Genomic DNA, 18,757 nt, shown 5'->3' with positions numbered 1-18,757 from the left:
GTTTCGTTCACTAGCAAAACTAGCTACTTAAAACTTTATTGATTACGTTTTGCTTGTTCAGTTTTCAAGGTTCATTTTATTTAAGTCGTTTTCAGCGACTTTATTATCTTATCTCATCCCCAACTAAAAGTCAACAACTTTTCAAAACTTTATTTTCAAGCGTTCCTTCTTAGCGTTCCTTCTTGTTAAGGACAAGTAATAATATATAATATAGCATTTTAAAAATCAAGCATTTTTCTTAAAAAAATTAAAAATCTTTTTAATATCTATTACAAACAATAGAATTCCTGCTAATACAATCAATCCACCGATGATTTGTGTCATGATTAAATACTCTTTAAATATCACCAAAGCTAAAAGAGCAGCTCCTACAGGCTCAAATAATATAGCAATTGAAACAACATTCGTACTGACGTATTTAATTGACCAATTAAACAAAGTATGACCAAGTAAATTTGGTATTAACGCTAATAAGATAAACCATAACCACTCCATAGAAGAATATGGACCAAAAGATTCCCCTTTAACCATTACATATATAAATAAAGTGATGGTACTTACAACATATACAACCATTGTATAGGTTACAAGTGATAATCTCTTACGTACATCCTGTCCTAATAGAAAATAAGCTGTCGCTAGTGCACAAGCAACGAGCGCCAGTACATCTCCATATAAGGCTGTTCCACTTACTTTAAAATCGCCCCAACTAATTAAAACACTTCCTATTATTGCAATTGATCCTGCTACGATTGTTTTCATCGTAATTTTCTCTTTAAAGAAAAAGTAAGTGCCCACAAACGCAAACAAAGGTTGTAGTGTTACTAAAACTGTTGAACTTGCTACTGAAGTATAGTTGAGTGATTCAAACCATAATATAAAATGAAAAGCTAAAAAAATCCCTGCAACTGAAGAAAATAGCCAATCACGTCTTTTTAAAGTCGTTAACTCCTTTGTATATCCCCTTAAAAACCATGGCGCCATGATTAAAACGGAAAATAGCATGCGATAAAATGCTATAATCCCCGCTTCCGCCGATGCTAATTTCACAAAAATAGCTGACATCGATACTGAAATTACACCAATCACAATCGGGATGTATGGATGGATTTTTGGCTGCTCCAAAAAACCCCACCTTCCTAAAAAAATACTTATATGTCCTTACTTCATGTTGTACAATACAAAAAAGTGATGCACATATAATAATGACAGTTTGCATATCTCTTAGCAATACGAAATATCAATGGAGGGTTGTGTATGGAAACATTATTCGAAAATATGATTACATATGAAGTTGGCATAAAATTAGTTATTGCAGCCACATTAAGTTTAGTAATCGGTATCGAAAGGGAATTAAAGAAAAAACCAGTTGGATTAAAAACAAGTTTAGTTATTGCTACTTTCAGCTGCTTATTAACGATTATCTCCATCGAAACTGCCTACTCAACCCCCGCTAGAGAAGATATTAATATTACGATGGACCCTCTTCGTTTAGCCGCACAAATTGTTAGTGGAATTGGCTTTCTTGGTGCAGGAGTCATTCTAAGACGCGGGAATGACAGCATTACGGGTTTAACAACCGCTGCTATGATTTGGGGAGCCGCTGGTATTGGTATTGCGGTTGGTGCAGGTTTTTACATGGATGCAACACTAGCTGTTGTGATCATTGTTTTTGGAATTGAAGTACTATCACCTTTTCTTATGAAAATCGGACCAAAGCGAATTCGTATGCGGGAAATTTTGTTAAAAGTCCAAATTGATGATGACAACCATACAGAATCATTTCTATTATTTTTAAAGGACAACAACATTATCATTGAAAATATACGCATTAAAGATGTGCACTTAAAAAACGATAGTGTTTTACATGAGTTAGATTTACGTCTTTCCTTAATCGTCTCGGATAATTTGTTGTCATTTTATCGTTCATTACGAGCACTATCTTATATAGAAAAAATCGAAATGGAAATTTTAAACTAGTTGGAGGATTTTTTATGGCAGAACTATTAAAACTACTAAAAGACGGTAACAAACCCTCTCTAATGGCTGCATGTGTAAATGCATTTTTAGGAATTATTAAAGGAATCGCCTTTTTCTTTACAGGTAACGTTGCGATGTTTGCAGAAATGATGCACTCTCTAGGCGATGCAGCAAACCAATTATTTGTGTATATAGGTTCAGCACTCTCTAAAAAGGCACCTACAAAACAATTTCCCGGTGGCTTTGGTCGTATTGTCAATTTAGTATGCCTTTTCGCCGTAATAATTGTAGCTATCCTTTCTTATGAAACAATAAAAGAAGGTTGGCATCATTTTATTCATCCCACAGGAGAGTCTAGCGGGATATTGATTGCCCTAGGAGTATTATTCATCGGGATTGTTTTAGAAGGGACAGTGCTAGCTAAAGCGGCTGCAGAAGTGCTACATGAATCAGGTCAAGAAAAAGCAGGTATCGCATCTATTCCGAAAGCATTCACATACTTGAATAGAGCAAAACCGGCAACAAAATTAGTTTTTATGGAAGATTTAGTTGCTACTGGGGGCAACTTCTTAGCCTTTGCTGCTATTTTAATTGCTTATTTTACAGGTTGGGGTCGAATAGAAGGACTAGTTTCAATGATAATTGGGGTCATGATGTTTTATGTTGTAGGTAAGGTATTCCTTGATAACGCACGTGGTGTCATTGGTGAAACTGATGAAGAGATGTTAAACCATATCGCTCACCTCGTAATGGATGATCCAAATATCAAAGATATTGTGCGTCTTGAAGTGATTAAAGAAGGAGAGTTTTTACATGTAGAATTAGTGGCTGAAGCTGATCCGCTTTTATCGTTAGCCTTTTTAGATGATGTTCGGGATCATTTAACAGAGGTAATCCTAAGCCAAAAAGGAGTATCTAAAGTAGCTATATTATTCGACGAAGATGATGGGAAAACAAGCTGGATACACGTTGGTGAAAAACCAAACAACTCCATTTAATACTTTATAAAAACAAATAGCCAATTGCCGTATTTCAGGCAGTTGGCTATTTGTTAGACTAATTTTAAATTAGGAATATCCTCATAACCTACATAAACATGGTTTGTAATCATAAAAGTAAGTAATTTATTACAAGCAATCATTTGTCTTTTACCATTCTGCTGAATAACGATTTTTGAAAATAGTAAGGAGGCTTGACGATTAGCTAATGCATATTCTTCTGCATTGAGAATATTTCTGCCATCCACATGACAACCCAACACGAAATTTCCTAAAAAAGAATCCTTTAATACATTCGGATGCATGGATTGATAATGTACTTCAGCAATTGAATCTTCTATATTCATAAATTGATGGGCTACCAAATAATGTTTTAAAGCACCTTTTAAATCAATTGCAATAGCTGTATCTGCTAAAATTGTTCGATAATAAACAGGAACAATCTCAGCCTCCCCCAAATACGGCTTAACTTCTACAACAATTTCTCCAGAAGGACGAACAAATAATTGTACAATTGCTTTATTTACACCATCCGAAAAAATAACATTCGTTCGCCCAAAACGCACGCTTTTAAAAAATATACTTTGATCTACAATGTATCCAGTGATAATTTTATCATTTTCAATTTGCAATGATTTCGCTTCAATCCCCAATACCTCTACACAATTTTGCATTTTATATACATGTTGCTGAAATGGCATTTCTATACAACTTAATGTAACAATACGATCCTGTAGCAATTGTTTCAACATTTGATCCCTCTCCTCTTTGTTTAATATTGTAATTATTTTAGTAAAGGTGGCTGAACAACTTCTGAACATTGACACACGAATTGACTGATTACGACAAAAAACTATCCTTTTCTGTCATTCCATAAATCACCTTATAGTAAAATAATCTACAACATAGGTTGAATGACTCAGTTAAAAACATGACTTTCCTCACTTAAAATAAAGAAAAATACATTTATATTCCTTCTATTATGTATCTATTTTATTATATTGCAGGACTAAAGAAACTTCTACGACAAAATTCTACATTAATCGTTAATTTTTCTTAACCTTGCAATAAAAAAAGTATGAGGCTATAAGCATAGCCTCATACTTAAAGTATTAAAGAGAATTTCGTAAAATGGTTCTTACATCTTCCTCTTGCAATCGATTAAAGTTGCCAAAAGGGCCATTTTGCATAGCATGATCTACAATTTGCTGGAATTTCGAATCATCAATATCGTAATCTGCCAAACGACTAGGTGCCCCTAATGATGTCCAAAATGCAGATAAACGATCAATCCCCTCATAAGCAACCTCTTCTACTGTTTTGCCTGTTGCCTCGACTCCAAACACACGTGTTGCTATACCTGCAAAACGCTCAGGATTTACTGGTACATTTAAACGCATCCAATGCGGTTGAAGAATGGCTAAACCACCTGCATGTGGAATGTCATATACAGCAGATACTGCATGTTCAATATTATGAGATGCCCAATCCCCTCGTGAACCAATTGATAGGAACCCATTTAAACCAATTGTCCCTGCTAATAGAATAGTTTCGCGTAACTTCGTATTTTCTAGGTCCTCTAATAATTTTGGAGCTGTCGTAATAACCGTTCGCAATACCCCTTCACACATTTCATCTGTGATAGGAGTATTCGTTGTATTGTGGAAATATTGCTCAAATACATGCGACATCATATCCACTATTCCATACACAGTGTGATTTTTAGGTACAGTCACTGTATATGCAGGGTTTAGTATCGAAAATTTCGGGAAGGCTGCTGGACTACCCCAACTTAGTTTTTCTTCTGTAGCAGCATTCGTTATCACAGATCCAGCATTCATTTCTGAGCCTGTAGCAGCAAGTGTTAATACCGTACCTAGTGGTATAGCTTGTTCTACAAACACTTTACGTTTCACGATATCCCAAGCATCGCCATCATACTTAGCGCCAGCAACAATTAATTTAGAACAATCGATTACTGAACCACCACCCACAGCAAGAACTAAGTCAATTCCTTCAGTTTTGCATATCTCAATACCTCGTCTAGCTGTTTCTACTCGTGGATTTGGCTCTACACCACCTAATTCAAATACGGTTTTATCCGCCTGTTGTAATTTTTCTATAACAGCATCGTATACACCATTCGATTTAATACTTCCGCCACCATATACAACTAATACCTTGTTTCCAAATTGCTCTAATTCTTTCGGCAATTTTTCAAGTGCATCCTCACCAAAATGTAGTTTCACTGGGTTAAAAAAAGTAAATGAATCCATCTAATTCGCCCCTTTCTAGTTGGATTTTCTCATAATTACGCTAGAGAAAGCAAAGATTAAACGCTGTCAACACTTTGCTATTTCGAAAGCGTTTTTTCAAACTGTTCAGATTTTGTTCAGACAATAGTTGTATAGTACTACTCATTACATAAAATAAAAGGAATTTTTGCACATGCTTATTATTGTAATTGTTGTCGTAACCATAATTTTGAGCTTTTTTCTGCTAAGATTTTTTAAAATCAAAAAAATAAGGAACGAAAAAAAGATGCTATTAGAGCAGCGCCTAGACCACCTTCTTCAATCAAATAAAAACGAAAAAAATGAGTCATCCCAATAATATAGGAATGACTCATTATCTTCTTTTTACTTAAACCCAACCACGGAAGCGAGAAGCTTCTGCAGTACGGCGAACACCTACCATGTAAGCTGCTAAGCGCATGTTGATGTTACGTGTTGTTGCTGTTGTATATACATTATCAAATGCTTCGACCATTTTTTTGTATAGACGTTCTTCCACTTCTTCTTCTGTCCAATAATAACCTTGGTTATTTTGCACCCATTCAAAGTAAGAAACTGTAACTCCACCTGCAGAGGCTAATACGTCTGGTACAAGTAAAATGCCACGCTCTGTTAAGATTTTAGTTGCTTCAGCTGTTGTTGGACCATTTGCTGCTTCTACTACGATATTTGCTTTCACATTATGTGCATTGTCAGCAGTAATTTGATTTTCAATAGCAGCTGGTACTAAAATATCACAATCAAGCTCTAACAATTCTTTGTTTGAAATTGTGTTTTCAAATAAAGTAGTTACTGTTCCGAAGCTATCGCGACGATCTAATAAATAGTCGATATCTAAACCTTCAGGATCATGAAGTGCACCATAAGCATCTGAAATACCGATTACTTTCGCACCTAAATCATGCATGAATTTTGCAAGGAAGCTTCCTGCGTTACCAAATCCTTGAATAACAACACGAGCACCTTTAATATCAATACCACGTTTTTTTGCTGCTTCTTCGATTACGATTGTAACACCTTGTGCAGTCGCACGGTCACGACCTTGAGACCCACCAAGTACTAGTGGCTTACCAGTGATGAAGCCAGGAGAGTTGAACTCATCCATTCGGCTATATTCATCCATCATCCATGCCATAATTTGTGCATTTGTAAATACGTCTGGCGCAGGAATATCTTTTGTTGGTCCTACGATTTGACTTACCGCACGAACATAGCCACGGCTTAAACGTTCGATTTCGCCCATTGACATTTGACGAGGATCACAAATGACACCGCCTTTACCACCGCCGTACGGTAGATCGACAATACCACATTTCAATGTCATCCACATTGAAAGCGCTTTAACTTCCTCCTCAGACACTTGTGGGTGGAAACGAACCCCACCTTTAGTTGGTCCTACAGCATCATTATGTTGTGCACGGTAACCAGTAAATACTTTTGTTGTACCATCATCCATTTTCACTGGGATACGTACTTGTAGCATGCGAAGCGGTTCTTTTAGTAATTCATACATTGCTTCATCATAGCCAAGTTTATTTAGAGCATCTTGAATGACATCTTGTGTTGATGTGAAAAGATTTAAGTTTTCAGACATTATTAAATCGCCTCTTTGTTTTTTTTAATGATAGTTATCGGCATCATTGTAACATACTTCCGAATTAAAATGTGAACATTTTGTTAAAGTTTAAATACTTTTTCAATTTGTTCAATTGACCAATCTAAATCCTCTTGAGAAATAACCAGTGGTGGGGCAAAACGAATTACTGTATCATGTGTTTCTTTACATAATAGACCTAATTCTTTAAGTTTTTCACAGTATGGACGAGCTGCTTCTGTTAGCTCCATACCGATAAATAAACCACGACCACGTACTTCCTTAATAACTGGGTTGTTAATTTCTTTTAATTTACCTTTGAAGTATTCGCCAAGTTCGTGTGAACGCTCTGCTAATTTTTCATCTAATAATACTTTAATTGATGCAATTGAAACTGCACAAGCTAAAGGATTACCGCCAAAAGTTGAACCATGTGAACCCGGGTTGAATACACCTAAAATACTACGGTTTGCAGCCACACAAGAAATTGGGAATACGCCGCCACCTAGAGCTTTACCCAAGATATACATATCTGGTTCTACTTCTTCCCAATCACAAGCAAACATTTTACCTGTACGTGCTAAACCAGCTTGAATTTCGTCAGCAATGAAAAGTACATTGTTTTCACGGCAAAGTTCACGAGCTGCTTTTAAGAAGCCTTCTGTTGGAATGACGATACCCGCTTCACCTTGAATTGGCTCAATTAAAAATGCAGCAGTGTTTGGTGTAATAGCCGCTTTTAAAGCTTCAAGATTACCATAATCTACTAATTTAACATTTGGTAGCATTGGACCAAAACCACGACGGTATTCTTCATCAGAAGATAAAGAAACAGCTAGCATTGTACGACCATGGAAGTTACCATTACATGCAATAACTTCAGCTTTACCCTCTTCTACGCCTTTTACATCATATGCCCAACGACGAGCTGCTTTAAACGCAGTTTCTACTGCTTCAGCACCAGTATTCATTGGTAATACCATTTCTTTATTTGTTAATTTCCCTACTAGCTCATACCATTCACCAAGGTTTTCACTGTAAAAAGCACGTGAAGTTAACGTTACTTTATCAGCTTGCTCTTTTAAAGCAGCGATAATTTTTGGGTGACGGTGTCCTTGGTTTACTGCTGAATAAGCAGATAACATATCTAAATATTTGTTACCTTCTGGATCTTTAACCCAAGCACCCTCAGCCTCTGAAATAACGATTGGCAGTGGATGATAGTTTGCTGCACCAAAATTTTGTGTTTGTTCAATAACTTGTTGAGTTTTTGTCATATCCTATTCTCTCCTTACTAATCATGTTGAAAAACTTTATAAAAGAAAGGGACTATGTATCACTATAAGTAGAATGATTAAGAATATAGCAACAATTCAAACAGTAAATTTGCTAACTTCTCCAAGGTAAACTACGTCATGAAAGTCTACGGTTTTAGCCAGGGTAGCGTTACCTGGAGAAGTGTCACAAATTCATTCAAAATGCCTCAATTTCTACCTACTTTGAACAGCCCTCACGTCAATGTGAAAATTAAAGCATTTCTGAAGTTGTTTTTGCTTGCATATGCAGTTGTAGGTAGTCTGGGCCACCTGCTTTTGAATCTGTACCTGACATGTTGAAGCCACCAAATGGTTGGTAACCTACGATAGCACCTGTACAGCCACGGTTGAAGTAAAGGTTTCCTACATGGAATTCTTCACGTGCTTTTTCTAGGTTCATACGGTTTGTTGTGATAACAGCGCCTGTTAAACCGTATTCTGTATCGTTTGCAATTTCAATCGCATGGTCGAAATCTTTTGCTTTTGCAATGGCTACCACTGGTCCGAAGATTTCTTCCTTCATAATACGAGCAGAAGGATCTACGTCCGCGAATACAGTTGGTTGTACGAAGTAGCCGACTGAATCATCTGCTGTACCACCAGCTACTAAACGACCTTCGCCTTTACCGATTTCGATGTACTCTGTAATTTTATTGAATGCTGCTTGGTCAATTACTGTTGCCATGAAGTTGCTGTAATCAGTTGGGTCACCCACTGTTAAAGCGTTTGTTAACTCTTCTACGCGATTTACCACTTGCTCATACACATCTTCTACGATGACAGCACGAGAACATGCTGAACATTTTTGACCTGAGAAACCAAATGCTGATTTCACGATGGATTGTGCAGCTAATTCTAAATCTGCTTCTTTATCCACTACGATTGTATCTTTACCGCCCATTTCAGCGATGACACGTTTAATCCAAATTTGGCCTTCGTTTAATACAGATGCACGTTGGTTGATACGTAAGCCAACATCACGTGAACCTGTGAAGCTGATGAAGCGTGTTTTTGGATGATCGACTAAGTAGTCACCTACTTCAGCACCAGAACCTGGTACGAAATTCACCGCACCTGCTGGAAGACCAGCTTCTTCTAATACTTCGATAAATTTATACGCTATAACTGGCGTTGTTGAAGCTGGTTTTAATAACACTGTATTCCCTGTTACTAAAGCAGCTACTGTTGTACCAGCCATGATTGCAAATGGGAAGTTCCAAGGAGAAATGACAATACCGATTCCTAATGGAATGTAGTCATAACGATTGTATTCACCTGGACGGCTTTCGACTGGCTGACCGTTTTTAATGCGTAGCATTTGGCGACCATAGTATTCCATGAAGTCGATTGCTTCCGCTGTATCTGCATCAGCCTCTGCCCATGGTTTCCCGGCTTCTTTTGTTAATAAAGCTGAGAATTCATGTTTACGACGACGGATAATCGCTGCCGCTTTGAAAAGAACGTCCGCACGAATGGCTGGATCAACTTTTTTCCATGTTTTGAATGTTTCATCTGCCGCTTGCATCGCTTTTTCAGCTAAATCTTTGCTTGCTTTCGAAACGCGACCAATGACTTCTGTTTTCTTTGCAGGATTGTACGAAACGATTTTATCTTCTGTTGTAATGCGCTCGCCACCAATAATTAGTGGGTAGTCTTGACCTAAGTAACCTTCAACTTTATTTAAAGCCTCTACATAAGCATTGTAGTTTGCCTCTTGTGAAAAATCTGTGAATGGTTCGTGTTTGTATGGAATCATACTTAATCCTCCCTTGTGAGATGTGTTTGGGTATGCAAAAAACATTGACGCAAAATATCTTTGCGTATAAAATATTCTTACACTTATTATAATGCAAAATTTCGTTGCATATTTCAAGTAAAAAATTTTTGAGGTGCACATTTTTATGAAAAATTCTGAACCTTTACTACCTTTTTATGAGTTTATTGCAACAAATGTATCCGTTGGTATTCATGCAGTAGACCTATCTGGCAAAACGATTATTTACAATACGAAAATGAAAGAAATTGAAGGATTTCATTTTGATGAACTTGCGGATCGTTCCATTATTGAAATGTTTTCCTTCCGTCAACATGAAAGTACGTTAATGCGTGTTTTACAAACGGGAAAAAAAGAAATTAACGTTAAACAATCCTACTGGAATAAAAATGGTCATGAAATTACAACAATCAATGATACTTTTCCACTTTTTGTTGAAGGCAAACTGATTGGCGCAATTGAATTTGCACGTGATATTACCTCTCTGGAAAAGCTTGTTTATCAACCCCTTCGTCGTTACGATGAACCATTAACATTTGATATGATTAAAGCTGATTCTGAATCCATGAAGCAGGTTATCGACAACGCTAAAAAAGCAGCTGCTGTAAAATTACCAGTATTATTAATTGGCGAATCTGGCACAGGGAAAGACTTAGTAGCAGAGGGCATTCACCACGCCGCTTCACCTGATCCTGATGCCTTTGTGACACTCGTTAGTCGCCGTTCAGCTCAATCGGTGCTTGATAAATTACAGCAATTATTAGAAGAAGATAAAGATTACACCTTCTTCTTCGAACGTATAGATTTTTTAAGCTTAGACATTCAAGAGCAACTTTTGGATATACTACATTCACTTCCACAGTCCAAATATATGCTAATTGGCAGTGTGGGCAGTGATCCCATTACATTGATTGCCGAAAAGAAGCTGTCAAAATCTCTATATTATTTCTTTGCTACAATGGCCATTACCATTCCTAATTTAACGGATCGAAAAGAAGACATTCTTCCATTTGTAGAAGATTATTTTAGTCGACATCGAGAACGATTTGCTTCACAAGTCACTGAACTTGCACCAGATGTACAGGAATTATTTTTACAATATGATTGGCCAGGAAATCTAAAAGAGCTTGAGCTACTACTGGATGAAATTGTTTCATTTATGACAACGGAATCCACTGTTACTTCAGATTTATTACCTTTACATTTCCGCTTCAAAGTGCAGCAGCAAGATACAAATAATCGTGAACCAGAATTTTTTATGTTCCATCAAAATCACAATGTCATGCCACTCGATGCCTATTTGCGTGAAGCCGAATCATATTATGTGCAAAATGTCTTAAATTTATATGAGGGCAATATTACAAAGGCAGCGAATGCACTTGGTATGAGCAGACAAAACCTGCAATATCGAATCCGCAAAATAAAAAAGCAATAGAAAAAACGAGGATACTTTCATTCGAAAGCATCCTCGTTTCTTTATTGACCAGATTGTTCAATCCAGTCCTGCAATTTATCTTTTAAGGAATTAAAACCATTTGCATCCGATTCATCTACACGGTCCTGCAATGATTTACGTGGTGGTGCATCTTTTTTTCTTACTGTTGCTGGGCGATCCTGTAGCGCTCTCATCGATAAACTAATTTTTTCGGCCTCTTCATCGATTTCAAGAATCTTGACTTCAACTTCTTGCCCAACAGCTAAAAATTCACTAACGTCCTTCACAAAGCCGTATGTTATTTCCGAAATATGCACAAGGCCTTGCGTATTGTCATCTAGTGCAACAAATGCACCGTATGGTTGAATACCTGTAACTTTTCCGGTCAACACGTCTCCTAATTCATATTTTTTTACCATAACCTTTGCCCACTTTCTTTTGTTTGCTACGTATATATCGCTTAAATTATAACATACGTGTAAAAACGGGGCAAAAAATCATCTCATCAATCCATGATACCAATTATACGGTAAAAACCATCTTCATTTTGAGATAATCTAAACAAAATTTGCTTGCCATACTCTTTTTGATGTTCTTCATCAAGTCGTACAGCCACCATTGGATAAATTCCATTGTATTGTGATATTTGGCTAATTATGGATAATCCTTTTACTTTGTTTAAAAAATCAGACTCTATTTCTACATTTGATAGGATTACTTTCTCTTGCAATGATTCATCTCCAATAGAAATTGCATATAAATAAAGGGATACCATATTTAAAGGACTGAGCTGATTAATAAATGGTTCAGGGTCACTTTTCAAATACTGATCATAAATTCTCTTAATTTGTGCAATCTCTGCATCATCGATGTCTACAATATTAAATTCTTCAACTGCCGTATCTTTCCTAACTTGCAAAATGGCCGCTGAAATATCTTGTATTGACAGCCCTACTAACGTTTCTGAGTTGTTATATTGGTGTAATTCATTTAAAATAGTTGCCGCATTCTTTGTCATTACCTCCCCATACTTTCCATTAGCAACTTTTTGTAAAAAATTCAGGTATTCTTTATTAACGATTCCCTTTTCAGCATACACTTGATAATTAGTGGATCCTTTCATTAGAGCTAACCAAGTATTTTCAAATACTGCCTTTAATTCCTTATAAGTAACATTCGCCGTATTGATATCAAACAGCAATGAACGCTCCATAATTTTCAAGGATTCAGCTGTTTCTTCTCGTGTATACCTCAAGCCTTCTTCTCCTACTAAAAATCCTTTTTGTAAAAACTCAAAGTAACCAAAAATATCAGGGTGCATGTATTTTATAGGTTCAAAAGCAAATTCCCCATCGATGGGATTAGCTTTAAAATAATAGGAACCATCCGTATCCAAATGAAGTTCCATATATTGCTTGCTTGCTGTTTCAATGATTGCTTTTAAATCTGATGGATACTGACTACGATCTATCTTTTTCTTGAAAAACTGTTCATAAGGTTCAAGTAAAGAATTAAAATACATTTCTATGTCATTAAGCGATTGCTTATATAAGCTAAAGATTCCGTAAGATTCATTAAAGGATAATGGCCCATATCCTTTGATTGTCTCTAAGGCTCGTCTTGGGGTCATTAATCCGTCTAAAATTTCTTTCTCCATTATTTGCAATTCCCAATCCTCTTCTATCGGACGTTCGTAACTCGTATAGAAGGCCAACATGGAATCTGCATTTTGAATATATGAAAAAGTATTCAATTCTTCTACTGAAACTTTCAACTCTCTACTTATATCTTCTTTCACTCTCTTATATTTCTTGGTGATTCGCTCTACCCATTTTTCATACGTCCCTATCGTTTTGTCATCATTTTCTTGGGAAATCTGTTTATCACTGTTATTGTATGTTTCAGGCTGTCTAATCATATATGAAGTTCCTAATAAACCCACTAATAACACGCTCGCAATACTTACAAACCAAACAACCGACTTTTGCCATCTTGAGGGGCGCTGATGACCTTTATTGATAATTTCAAAAGATAATTCCTTGGATATATCCTCTTCTTCAATTTGTTTAAAGACAGTATCAGGATCAAGCTTCGCTTCCATTCGTTCATAGGATTTTTTCAGTAGTGCCATACGTTGGTCAAATTGCTTATCATCCATTTTCAACACTCCCATCTTGCATTAATGCTGCCTTTAGCTTTTCCTTCGCTCGTAATAATCGCACTTTCACCGTCGATAACGAAATATTTAAAACTTCAGCGATTTCTTCGTATTTTAATTCGTGGAAATAATACAACACGAGAGGATAACGGTATTTTTCGTCAAGTGCCTGAATAGCACGATGTAGATGCCTGTCCTCTTCAAACAAAAGAACATCCTCTTCAGCAGATGAATGAGTCTTCTGCTGTTGGGCTTGTAGCTTGTCCTCTTTAGCCTGCTGCCGTTGTTCCTTACGATAATAATCACGCGTAGCATTTAATGTGATTTTATAGAGCCACGTGGTAAATCGATCCTGTTTAAATTGGTGTAAAAAGCGATAAAGTTTAACAAATACCTCCTGTGAAACATCAGCTAAATCATTTGTATGTACGCCACATTGAAAGGCAAACTTTTCAACGGTTTGCTGATGTATGCGGATAAGCTCGATATAGGCTTCTTTATCTCCTTGCTGCGCCCTTGCTATTAGTTCAACCTCCGTCATAGCTCTCCCCCCTTTTTGATAATGAAACGAAGTATTCTACCTAATTGTTACATAATTTAAATGTCTTTCCTCATATGTCATCTCTCTATATTTTTACTCCATCAAATGTCTTTCTTGCTATCATCAATTTTCTGATATTTGCTTGTGTTATGAGAATATTGAGGTAAAATAATACTTTAGTATAAGGAGGATTTATTTTCGTGTCATCGAGGGATCAATTTACAACAAAAATTGGGTTTATTTTAGCTGCCGCAGGAAGTGCTATAGGGTTAGGAGCCATTTGGAAATTCCCCTATATGGCGGGTACGAATGGCGGTAGTGTCTTTATTTTATTATTTATTTTATGTACTTTCTTTATTGGCTTACCCGTCCTCATTGCTGAGTTCATGATAGGTCGTCGAGGTCAAAAGGATGCCGTCACTTCCTTTAAGGAACAAGCACCAGGAAAGCCATGGTATTTGATTGGCTGGGGCGGTATGGTAATTGCAGGCCTTATCTTATCATTCTACAGCGTTGTTGGTGGATGGATTTTAAGCTATTTAGGTCGTGCCTTTACATTTAAGCTAACGAATGCTGGCTCTGACATCAACTACGCTGATTTATTTGGCGATATTATTTCAAGCCCTTTTGAAGCAGTACTTGTACAGGGACTATTTATGTTATTAACAGTAGTCATTGTGTCAGCAGGTATTAAGGGCGGAATTGAAAAAGCCAGCACATGGATGATGCCTCTCCTCTTTATTTTCTTTATTGTCCTAGTTATTCGCTCTTTAACTTTAGACGGGGCTATGGAAGGCGTTAAATTTATGTTTGTACCTGATTGGTCCTATTTAAATGCTGAAACATTTTTAATGGCCTTAGGACAAGCATTCTTCTCATTAAGTGTAGGTATTGCGGTTATGATTACATATGCTTCCTATTTATCTAAAACAGAGAAGATTGGTAACTCTGCGATTAATGTAGCATCTATGAATATTATTATCTCTTTACTTGCAGGACTTGTTATTTTCCCAGCAGTATTTGCGCTTGGTTATACGCCTGATCAAGGGCCAGGCTTAGTATTCATTATTTTGCCAGCTGTATTCGAGCAGTTACCTCTTGGTGGCTTATTCTTAACTATTTTCTTCATTCTATTGCTTTTTGCTACAGTCACTTCTTCCATTTCCATGTTAGAAATAGTCGTGGCAATTGCTATTGGTGATAAACCAGAAAAACGTAGAAAAATTGCTTGGATTGGTGGAATCATTATTTTCATCTTTGGTATTCCAAGTGCCCTTTCATTTGGCATATTAGCAGATGTAAAAATAGTAGATCGCTCTATTTTTGACTTTGTGGATTTTATGACTAATAGCATCGGAATGCCGATTGGAGCTTTGTTGATTTCAATTTTTGCAGGTTATTATTATACAAGGGATATTTCACGTAAAGAATTAGCTGCGTCTAGCTTCATGTTTAATATTTGGTACATTTTAATTCGCTACGTCTCCCCACTCGCCATTTTTATTATTTTCATTCAGGGGATTTTGCCTTTATTTAAATAAGTAATAGCCTCATGATGCATTAAAAAAGAGGTTGTCCATTGACAACCCCTTTTTTTATAAGGAATATGCAAAATATTTTAAATAATACATTTCGCTTCAAATTTAATGGCAATTAGTTTGTAAGAAATGGCTACACAATCTTCAAACGGTATCCATTGCTCAAACGAATGCTCATATGTTTCTTGAATAACTTTTGCAAGTGTTGATGGATCATCAATCCCTTGCAATGCTGCAACTACATCTGCTGTTTCTGTATCATAATGGTCTGGACCTAAGTGGAATGGATCCCACTCCTCTAGCAGATGGACAGCTGCTTGATTCATTTTTATATTTTCCAAAATACTCACCTATTATCCTTTGATCATACTCGTATGATACCATAGTAAAAAAAAAAGAAAAGAGTGATTTGCTTGTCTATTTTTGATCAAACTATCAAACGTCGATGTACAAACTCAGTAAAATGGGACGCAATGGAAAAGGTTTATGGCCTAAACGATGCCTCAGATATCTTACCAATGTGGGTAGCCGATATGGATTTTCCTGCTCCAATAGCCGTTTCAAAGGCTTTACAACAACATGCTGAACATACTATTTTTGGCTATAGTTATATGAGTGAAGAAGCGATACAATCCATTGTAGACTGGCAAAGTACTCGCCATGACTGGCACATAGAGAAAGAAGCCATCCTATTCTGTAATGGTGTTGTGGCTGCATTAGCTAACAGCATTGTTGCCCTAACTAACCCTGGGGACAAAGTACTCATTTCACCTCCAGTTTATCCGCCATTCTTTAACATACCAAAAAGTAATGGTCGTGAAGTTGTGAGCTGCCCATTAATTGAAAAAGACGGATTGTTTGTCTATGATTTTGAAGCCTTCGAGCAATCTTTAGCTCAAGATGTGAAAGCCTACATACTATGTAACCCGCATAATCCAGGAGGCTATGTATGGGATGAAGCTACTTTAAAGGAAATTGTACGACTTTGCGCTAAATATGATGTCATCATTATTTCTGATGAAATCCATGCTGATTTAATGATTAATGGGGATAAACATATTCCTTTAGCTAAAGTTGCAGGTGATGAAATCAATCGCATTGTTACGTGTATGGCTCCTACTAAAACATTTAACTTAGCAGGAATTCAAGTTTCATATATGATCGTAACAGATAAGAAAAAACGCTTGAAGCTAGAGGCCATCAATATGGCAAGTGGTCAAGGCTCATTAAATACATTTGCCTCTGTTGCCCTTCATGCAGCATACACAGAAGGGGCTCCTTGGTTAGATGAATTACTTCCTTATATTTCTGCCAACATGGATTATGTGAAAACGGAGTTAGAGCAGATTCCAGGTATTCGTGTTACGATTCCTCAATCCACTTATTTAATCTGGATTGATTACCGAGAACTAGCGCTTGAAGAGAAGGAGATCATGAACCGCTTACTTGAAATCGGAAAGCTTGCTCTAGAACCAGGGACAAAATACGGAGAAGAAGGTCGTGGCTTCCTACGTATGAATGTTGCTTGTTCATTTGATACTGTGAAAGATGGAGTCGAGCGTTTTAAAAAGGTCTTTGCGCAATAAAATGGTTGAAAGGATATCTCTCCCCTTAGAGCTATCCTTTTTCTATGTTTAAAAACAAAATTTTGTGGAAAAGGTTCTTATCAATCGGATTTATACAGAGGTGATTTTACATGGACATTGTCCCATTAACGATTAAACGTGCTTATATGACATTCCTATTTCCCTTCGCCTATTCCGAAAAAAATCGTCAAAAAATCAGTGATATACTACTAAACGAGGGCTTTTCCTTTTTCACCTTAAACAATACATCTCTTGAAGACGCTTTTTATGGTGATATGACGATTATACATGAGGAACTTGCCCAATTTTTCTATCCTTTTTTGGAGGATAAATTATTTCCAAACAAAATGAATAACCCTGACTTTATTCGTTTTTCGAAAGCTTTTTATACACAAGGCACCTTACATCTGCAAGAAAGTCAAATCAATTATGATTACGAAGTGATGAGTATTGATGTGACATTATGTCCTTTTGGGAATGGGATTATAACAGTCAGAACAAATATTACAGATCAATCGCATGATCTAAGTGATATCTTAAATTTTATCCACTATTTTAGAGTATTAGAGGCTAAACTAAGAGAGGAAAAAGGTGCAAGTCATCATTTTTCATTTGGTCATTGTTCTTCTACGAGTGAATTATTATTTAAGTATTTTATACCTTATTTAAAACCCTTTCTATTACATCAACAAGACCATAGCTATGAAGGCTTACCTTTCTTTGAAGATGAGAGAATGTTTGCCTCAGCTTATTTAATTGCAGAGGAAGAAGCTAAAATTATACCTGAGCATTTATTTCGCTTAGGACAAGTAGACGGTAGGACACCTGCTGGCAAACCCTTTATTTCTAGCACTAATCCTTCATATATCTCTAATTATGTACAAGAGCATGCCCATACACGCTGGGCTCCTAACAGTTATATTATCACCTCCTCACAAGCACAAATAACGATTACAAATAGGCCGTTTGCCAAATGTACACATAGTATTCAAGAATTTATGGGTACGCACTATTACAATTTGTTCATTCATTATTTTTATAAAATGATGCTCTTAAAGCTTTCCTATGAGTATAGTGAAATAAAGTGGGGCAAAGATAAACAGGTTGTCAATGAACTAATCGAGCTGATTACAAAGTTTTCTGCACGCTATTATTTTGAAGAAGTCATCGTACGAACAGAAGGCAGAGAAATTGCTCAATTGCTACGAAAGTTCTTCCGTATAAATGAACATTATGTAGAAACGAAAGAAACATTGAATAGTTTGTATCGAACACAGGAAGATCAATCCGATAATCGAAGTAATAATTTACTATTTATTTTAACAGTCTTTACTGTGGTATCGGGCATTTATGGGATGAACTTAGTCATTGAAGGGTGGAAAGATAGCAGTGATTTCGATAGCATCGGTAGTTATACACTCTTTGAATGGGTAGCCTTTATTACTGCATTGAGTGGGATTGGCTTGTCACTTGTACTGGTTTGTTTCACTGCCATCAAGGCCCTGCAAAATACTATTCGACGCTTTAAAAAAAATTGATACAA

General features: G+C 36.5%; 16 protein-coding genes. 6 read left to right on the top strand and 10 right to left on the bottom strand.

Annotated elements, in window-relative coordinates; translation table 11 throughout:
* Positions 1-225: 225 nt before the first annotated feature.
* Positions 226-1,125 (bottom strand): DMT family transporter, encoded by a 900-nt coding sequence (locus tag EW028_RS23040; RefSeq protein ID WP_131522567.1) that lies wholly within the window; start codon positions 1,123-1,125, stop codon positions 226-228.
* A gap of 132 nt (positions 1,126-1,257) precedes the next feature.
* Here EW028_RS23040 and EW028_RS23035 point away from each other — a divergent pair, with 132 nt between their 5' ends.
* Both EW028_RS23035 and EW028_RS23030 read left to right on the top strand, forming a co-directional pair.
* Positions 1,258-1,980: an MgtC/SapB family protein gene (locus EW028_RS23035; protein WP_004233792.1), complete on the top strand. Its 723-nt coding sequence runs from the start codon at positions 1,258-1,260 to the stop codon at positions 1,978-1,980.
* Between the two features lie 14 nt (positions 1,981-1,994).
* On the top strand, positions 1,995-2,978 hold the full coding sequence (locus tag EW028_RS23030; protein ID WP_048395811.1) for a cation diffusion facilitator family transporter: 984 nt from the start codon (positions 1,995-1,997) through the stop codon (positions 2,976-2,978).
* Positions 2,979-3,031: 53 nt separating this feature from the next.
* Here EW028_RS23030 and EW028_RS23025 read toward each other — a convergent pair whose 3' ends face one another.
* The 5 genes from EW028_RS23025 to pruA form a co-directional block, all read right to left on the bottom strand.
* Positions 3,032-3,730: a hypothetical protein gene (locus EW028_RS23025; RefSeq protein ID WP_131522566.1), complete on the bottom strand. Its 699-nt coding sequence runs from the start codon at positions 3,728-3,730 to the stop codon at positions 3,032-3,034.
* Between the two features lie 360 nt (positions 3,731-4,090).
* On the bottom strand, positions 4,091-5,254 hold the full coding sequence (locus EW028_RS23020; RefSeq protein WP_131522565.1) for an iron-containing alcohol dehydrogenase: 1,164 nt from the start codon (positions 5,252-5,254) through the stop codon (positions 4,091-4,093).
* A gap of 367 nt (positions 5,255-5,621) precedes the next feature.
* Positions 5,622-6,866: a Glu/Leu/Phe/Val family dehydrogenase gene (locus tag EW028_RS23015; protein WP_004233781.1), complete on the bottom strand. Its 1,245-nt coding sequence runs from the start codon at positions 6,864-6,866 to the stop codon at positions 5,622-5,624.
* A gap of 83 nt (positions 6,867-6,949) precedes the next feature.
* Positions 6,950-8,143: an ornithine--oxo-acid transaminase gene (locus EW028_RS23010; RefSeq protein ID WP_004233780.1), complete on the bottom strand. Its 1,194-nt coding sequence runs from the start codon at positions 8,141-8,143 to the stop codon at positions 6,950-6,952.
* 250 nt (positions 8,144-8,393) lie between these two features.
* Positions 8,394-9,938, bottom strand: a complete 1,545-nt coding sequence (gene pruA, locus EW028_RS23005; protein WP_103118703.1) for an L-glutamate gamma-semialdehyde dehydrogenase — start codon at positions 9,936-9,938, stop codon at positions 8,394-8,396.
* A gap of 145 nt (positions 9,939-10,083) precedes the next feature.
* Here pruA and EW028_RS23000 point away from each other — a divergent pair, with 145 nt between their 5' ends.
* On the top strand, positions 10,084-11,391 hold the full coding sequence (locus tag EW028_RS23000) for an AAA-type ATPase lid domain-containing protein (protein WP_103118704.1): 1,308 nt from the start codon (positions 10,084-10,086) through the stop codon (positions 11,389-11,391).
* Positions 11,392-11,432: 41 nt separating this feature from the next.
* Here EW028_RS23000 and yugI read toward each other — a convergent pair whose 3' ends face one another.
* From yugI to EW028_RS22985, 3 genes are all read right to left on the bottom strand, one after another.
* Complete coding sequence (gene yugI, locus EW028_RS22995) at positions 11,433-11,810, bottom strand: S1 domain-containing post-transcriptional regulator GSP13 (protein WP_004228409.1); 378 nt, start codon at positions 11,808-11,810, stop codon at positions 11,433-11,435.
* 86 nt (positions 11,811-11,896) lie between these two features.
* A complete protein-coding gene (locus EW028_RS22990) occupies positions 11,897-13,555 on the bottom strand; it encodes a hypothetical protein (protein WP_131522564.1) in 1,659 nt (552 codons plus the stop codon).
* Positions 13,542-14,090, bottom strand: coding sequence for an RNA polymerase sigma factor (locus EW028_RS22985; RefSeq protein ID WP_048394469.1), 549 nt, complete (start codon positions 14,088-14,090; stop codon positions 13,542-13,544). Before EW028_RS22985 ends, EW028_RS22990 begins: the two co-directional genes overlap by 14 nt.
* 200 nt (positions 14,091-14,290) lie before the next feature.
* Between EW028_RS22985 and EW028_RS22980 the strand changes: the two genes are divergently transcribed.
* On the top strand, positions 14,291-15,631 hold the full coding sequence (locus EW028_RS22980; protein ID WP_054549427.1) for a sodium-dependent transporter: 1,341 nt from the start codon (positions 14,291-14,293) through the stop codon (positions 15,629-15,631).
* Between the two features lie 77 nt (positions 15,632-15,708).
* On the opposite strand, the gene EW028_RS22975 is transcribed toward EW028_RS22980, so the two are convergent.
* Positions 15,709-15,969 carry a DUF1871 family protein gene (locus tag EW028_RS22975; protein WP_004228396.1) on the bottom strand — a complete coding sequence of 87 codons (261 nt, stop codon included), beginning with the start codon at positions 15,967-15,969 and terminating at the stop codon, positions 15,709-15,711.
* 72 nt (positions 15,970-16,041) lie between these two features.
* Between EW028_RS22975 and EW028_RS22970 the strand changes: the two genes are divergently transcribed.
* A complete protein-coding gene (locus EW028_RS22970) occupies positions 16,042-17,214 on the top strand; it encodes a MalY/PatB family protein (protein ID WP_048394465.1) in 1,173 nt (390 codons plus the stop codon).
* 110 nt (positions 17,215-17,324) lie between these two features.
* The gene (locus EW028_RS22965; RefSeq protein WP_131522563.1) at positions 17,325-18,752 is read left to right on the top strand and encodes a magnesium transporter CorA family protein; all 1,428 of its coding nucleotides are present in this window, start codon (positions 17,325-17,327) and stop codon (positions 18,750-18,752) included.
* Positions 18,753-18,757: the final 5 nt, after the last annotated feature.

This window comes from Lysinibacillus sp. OL1, assembly GCF_004332175.1.
GTDB lineage: Bacteria > Bacillota > Bacilli > Bacillales_A > Planococcaceae > Lysinibacillus > Lysinibacillus capsici.
The sequence above is the reverse complement of the archived record's forward strand: the minus strand, read 5'-3'. Positions and strand labels throughout refer to the sequence as shown.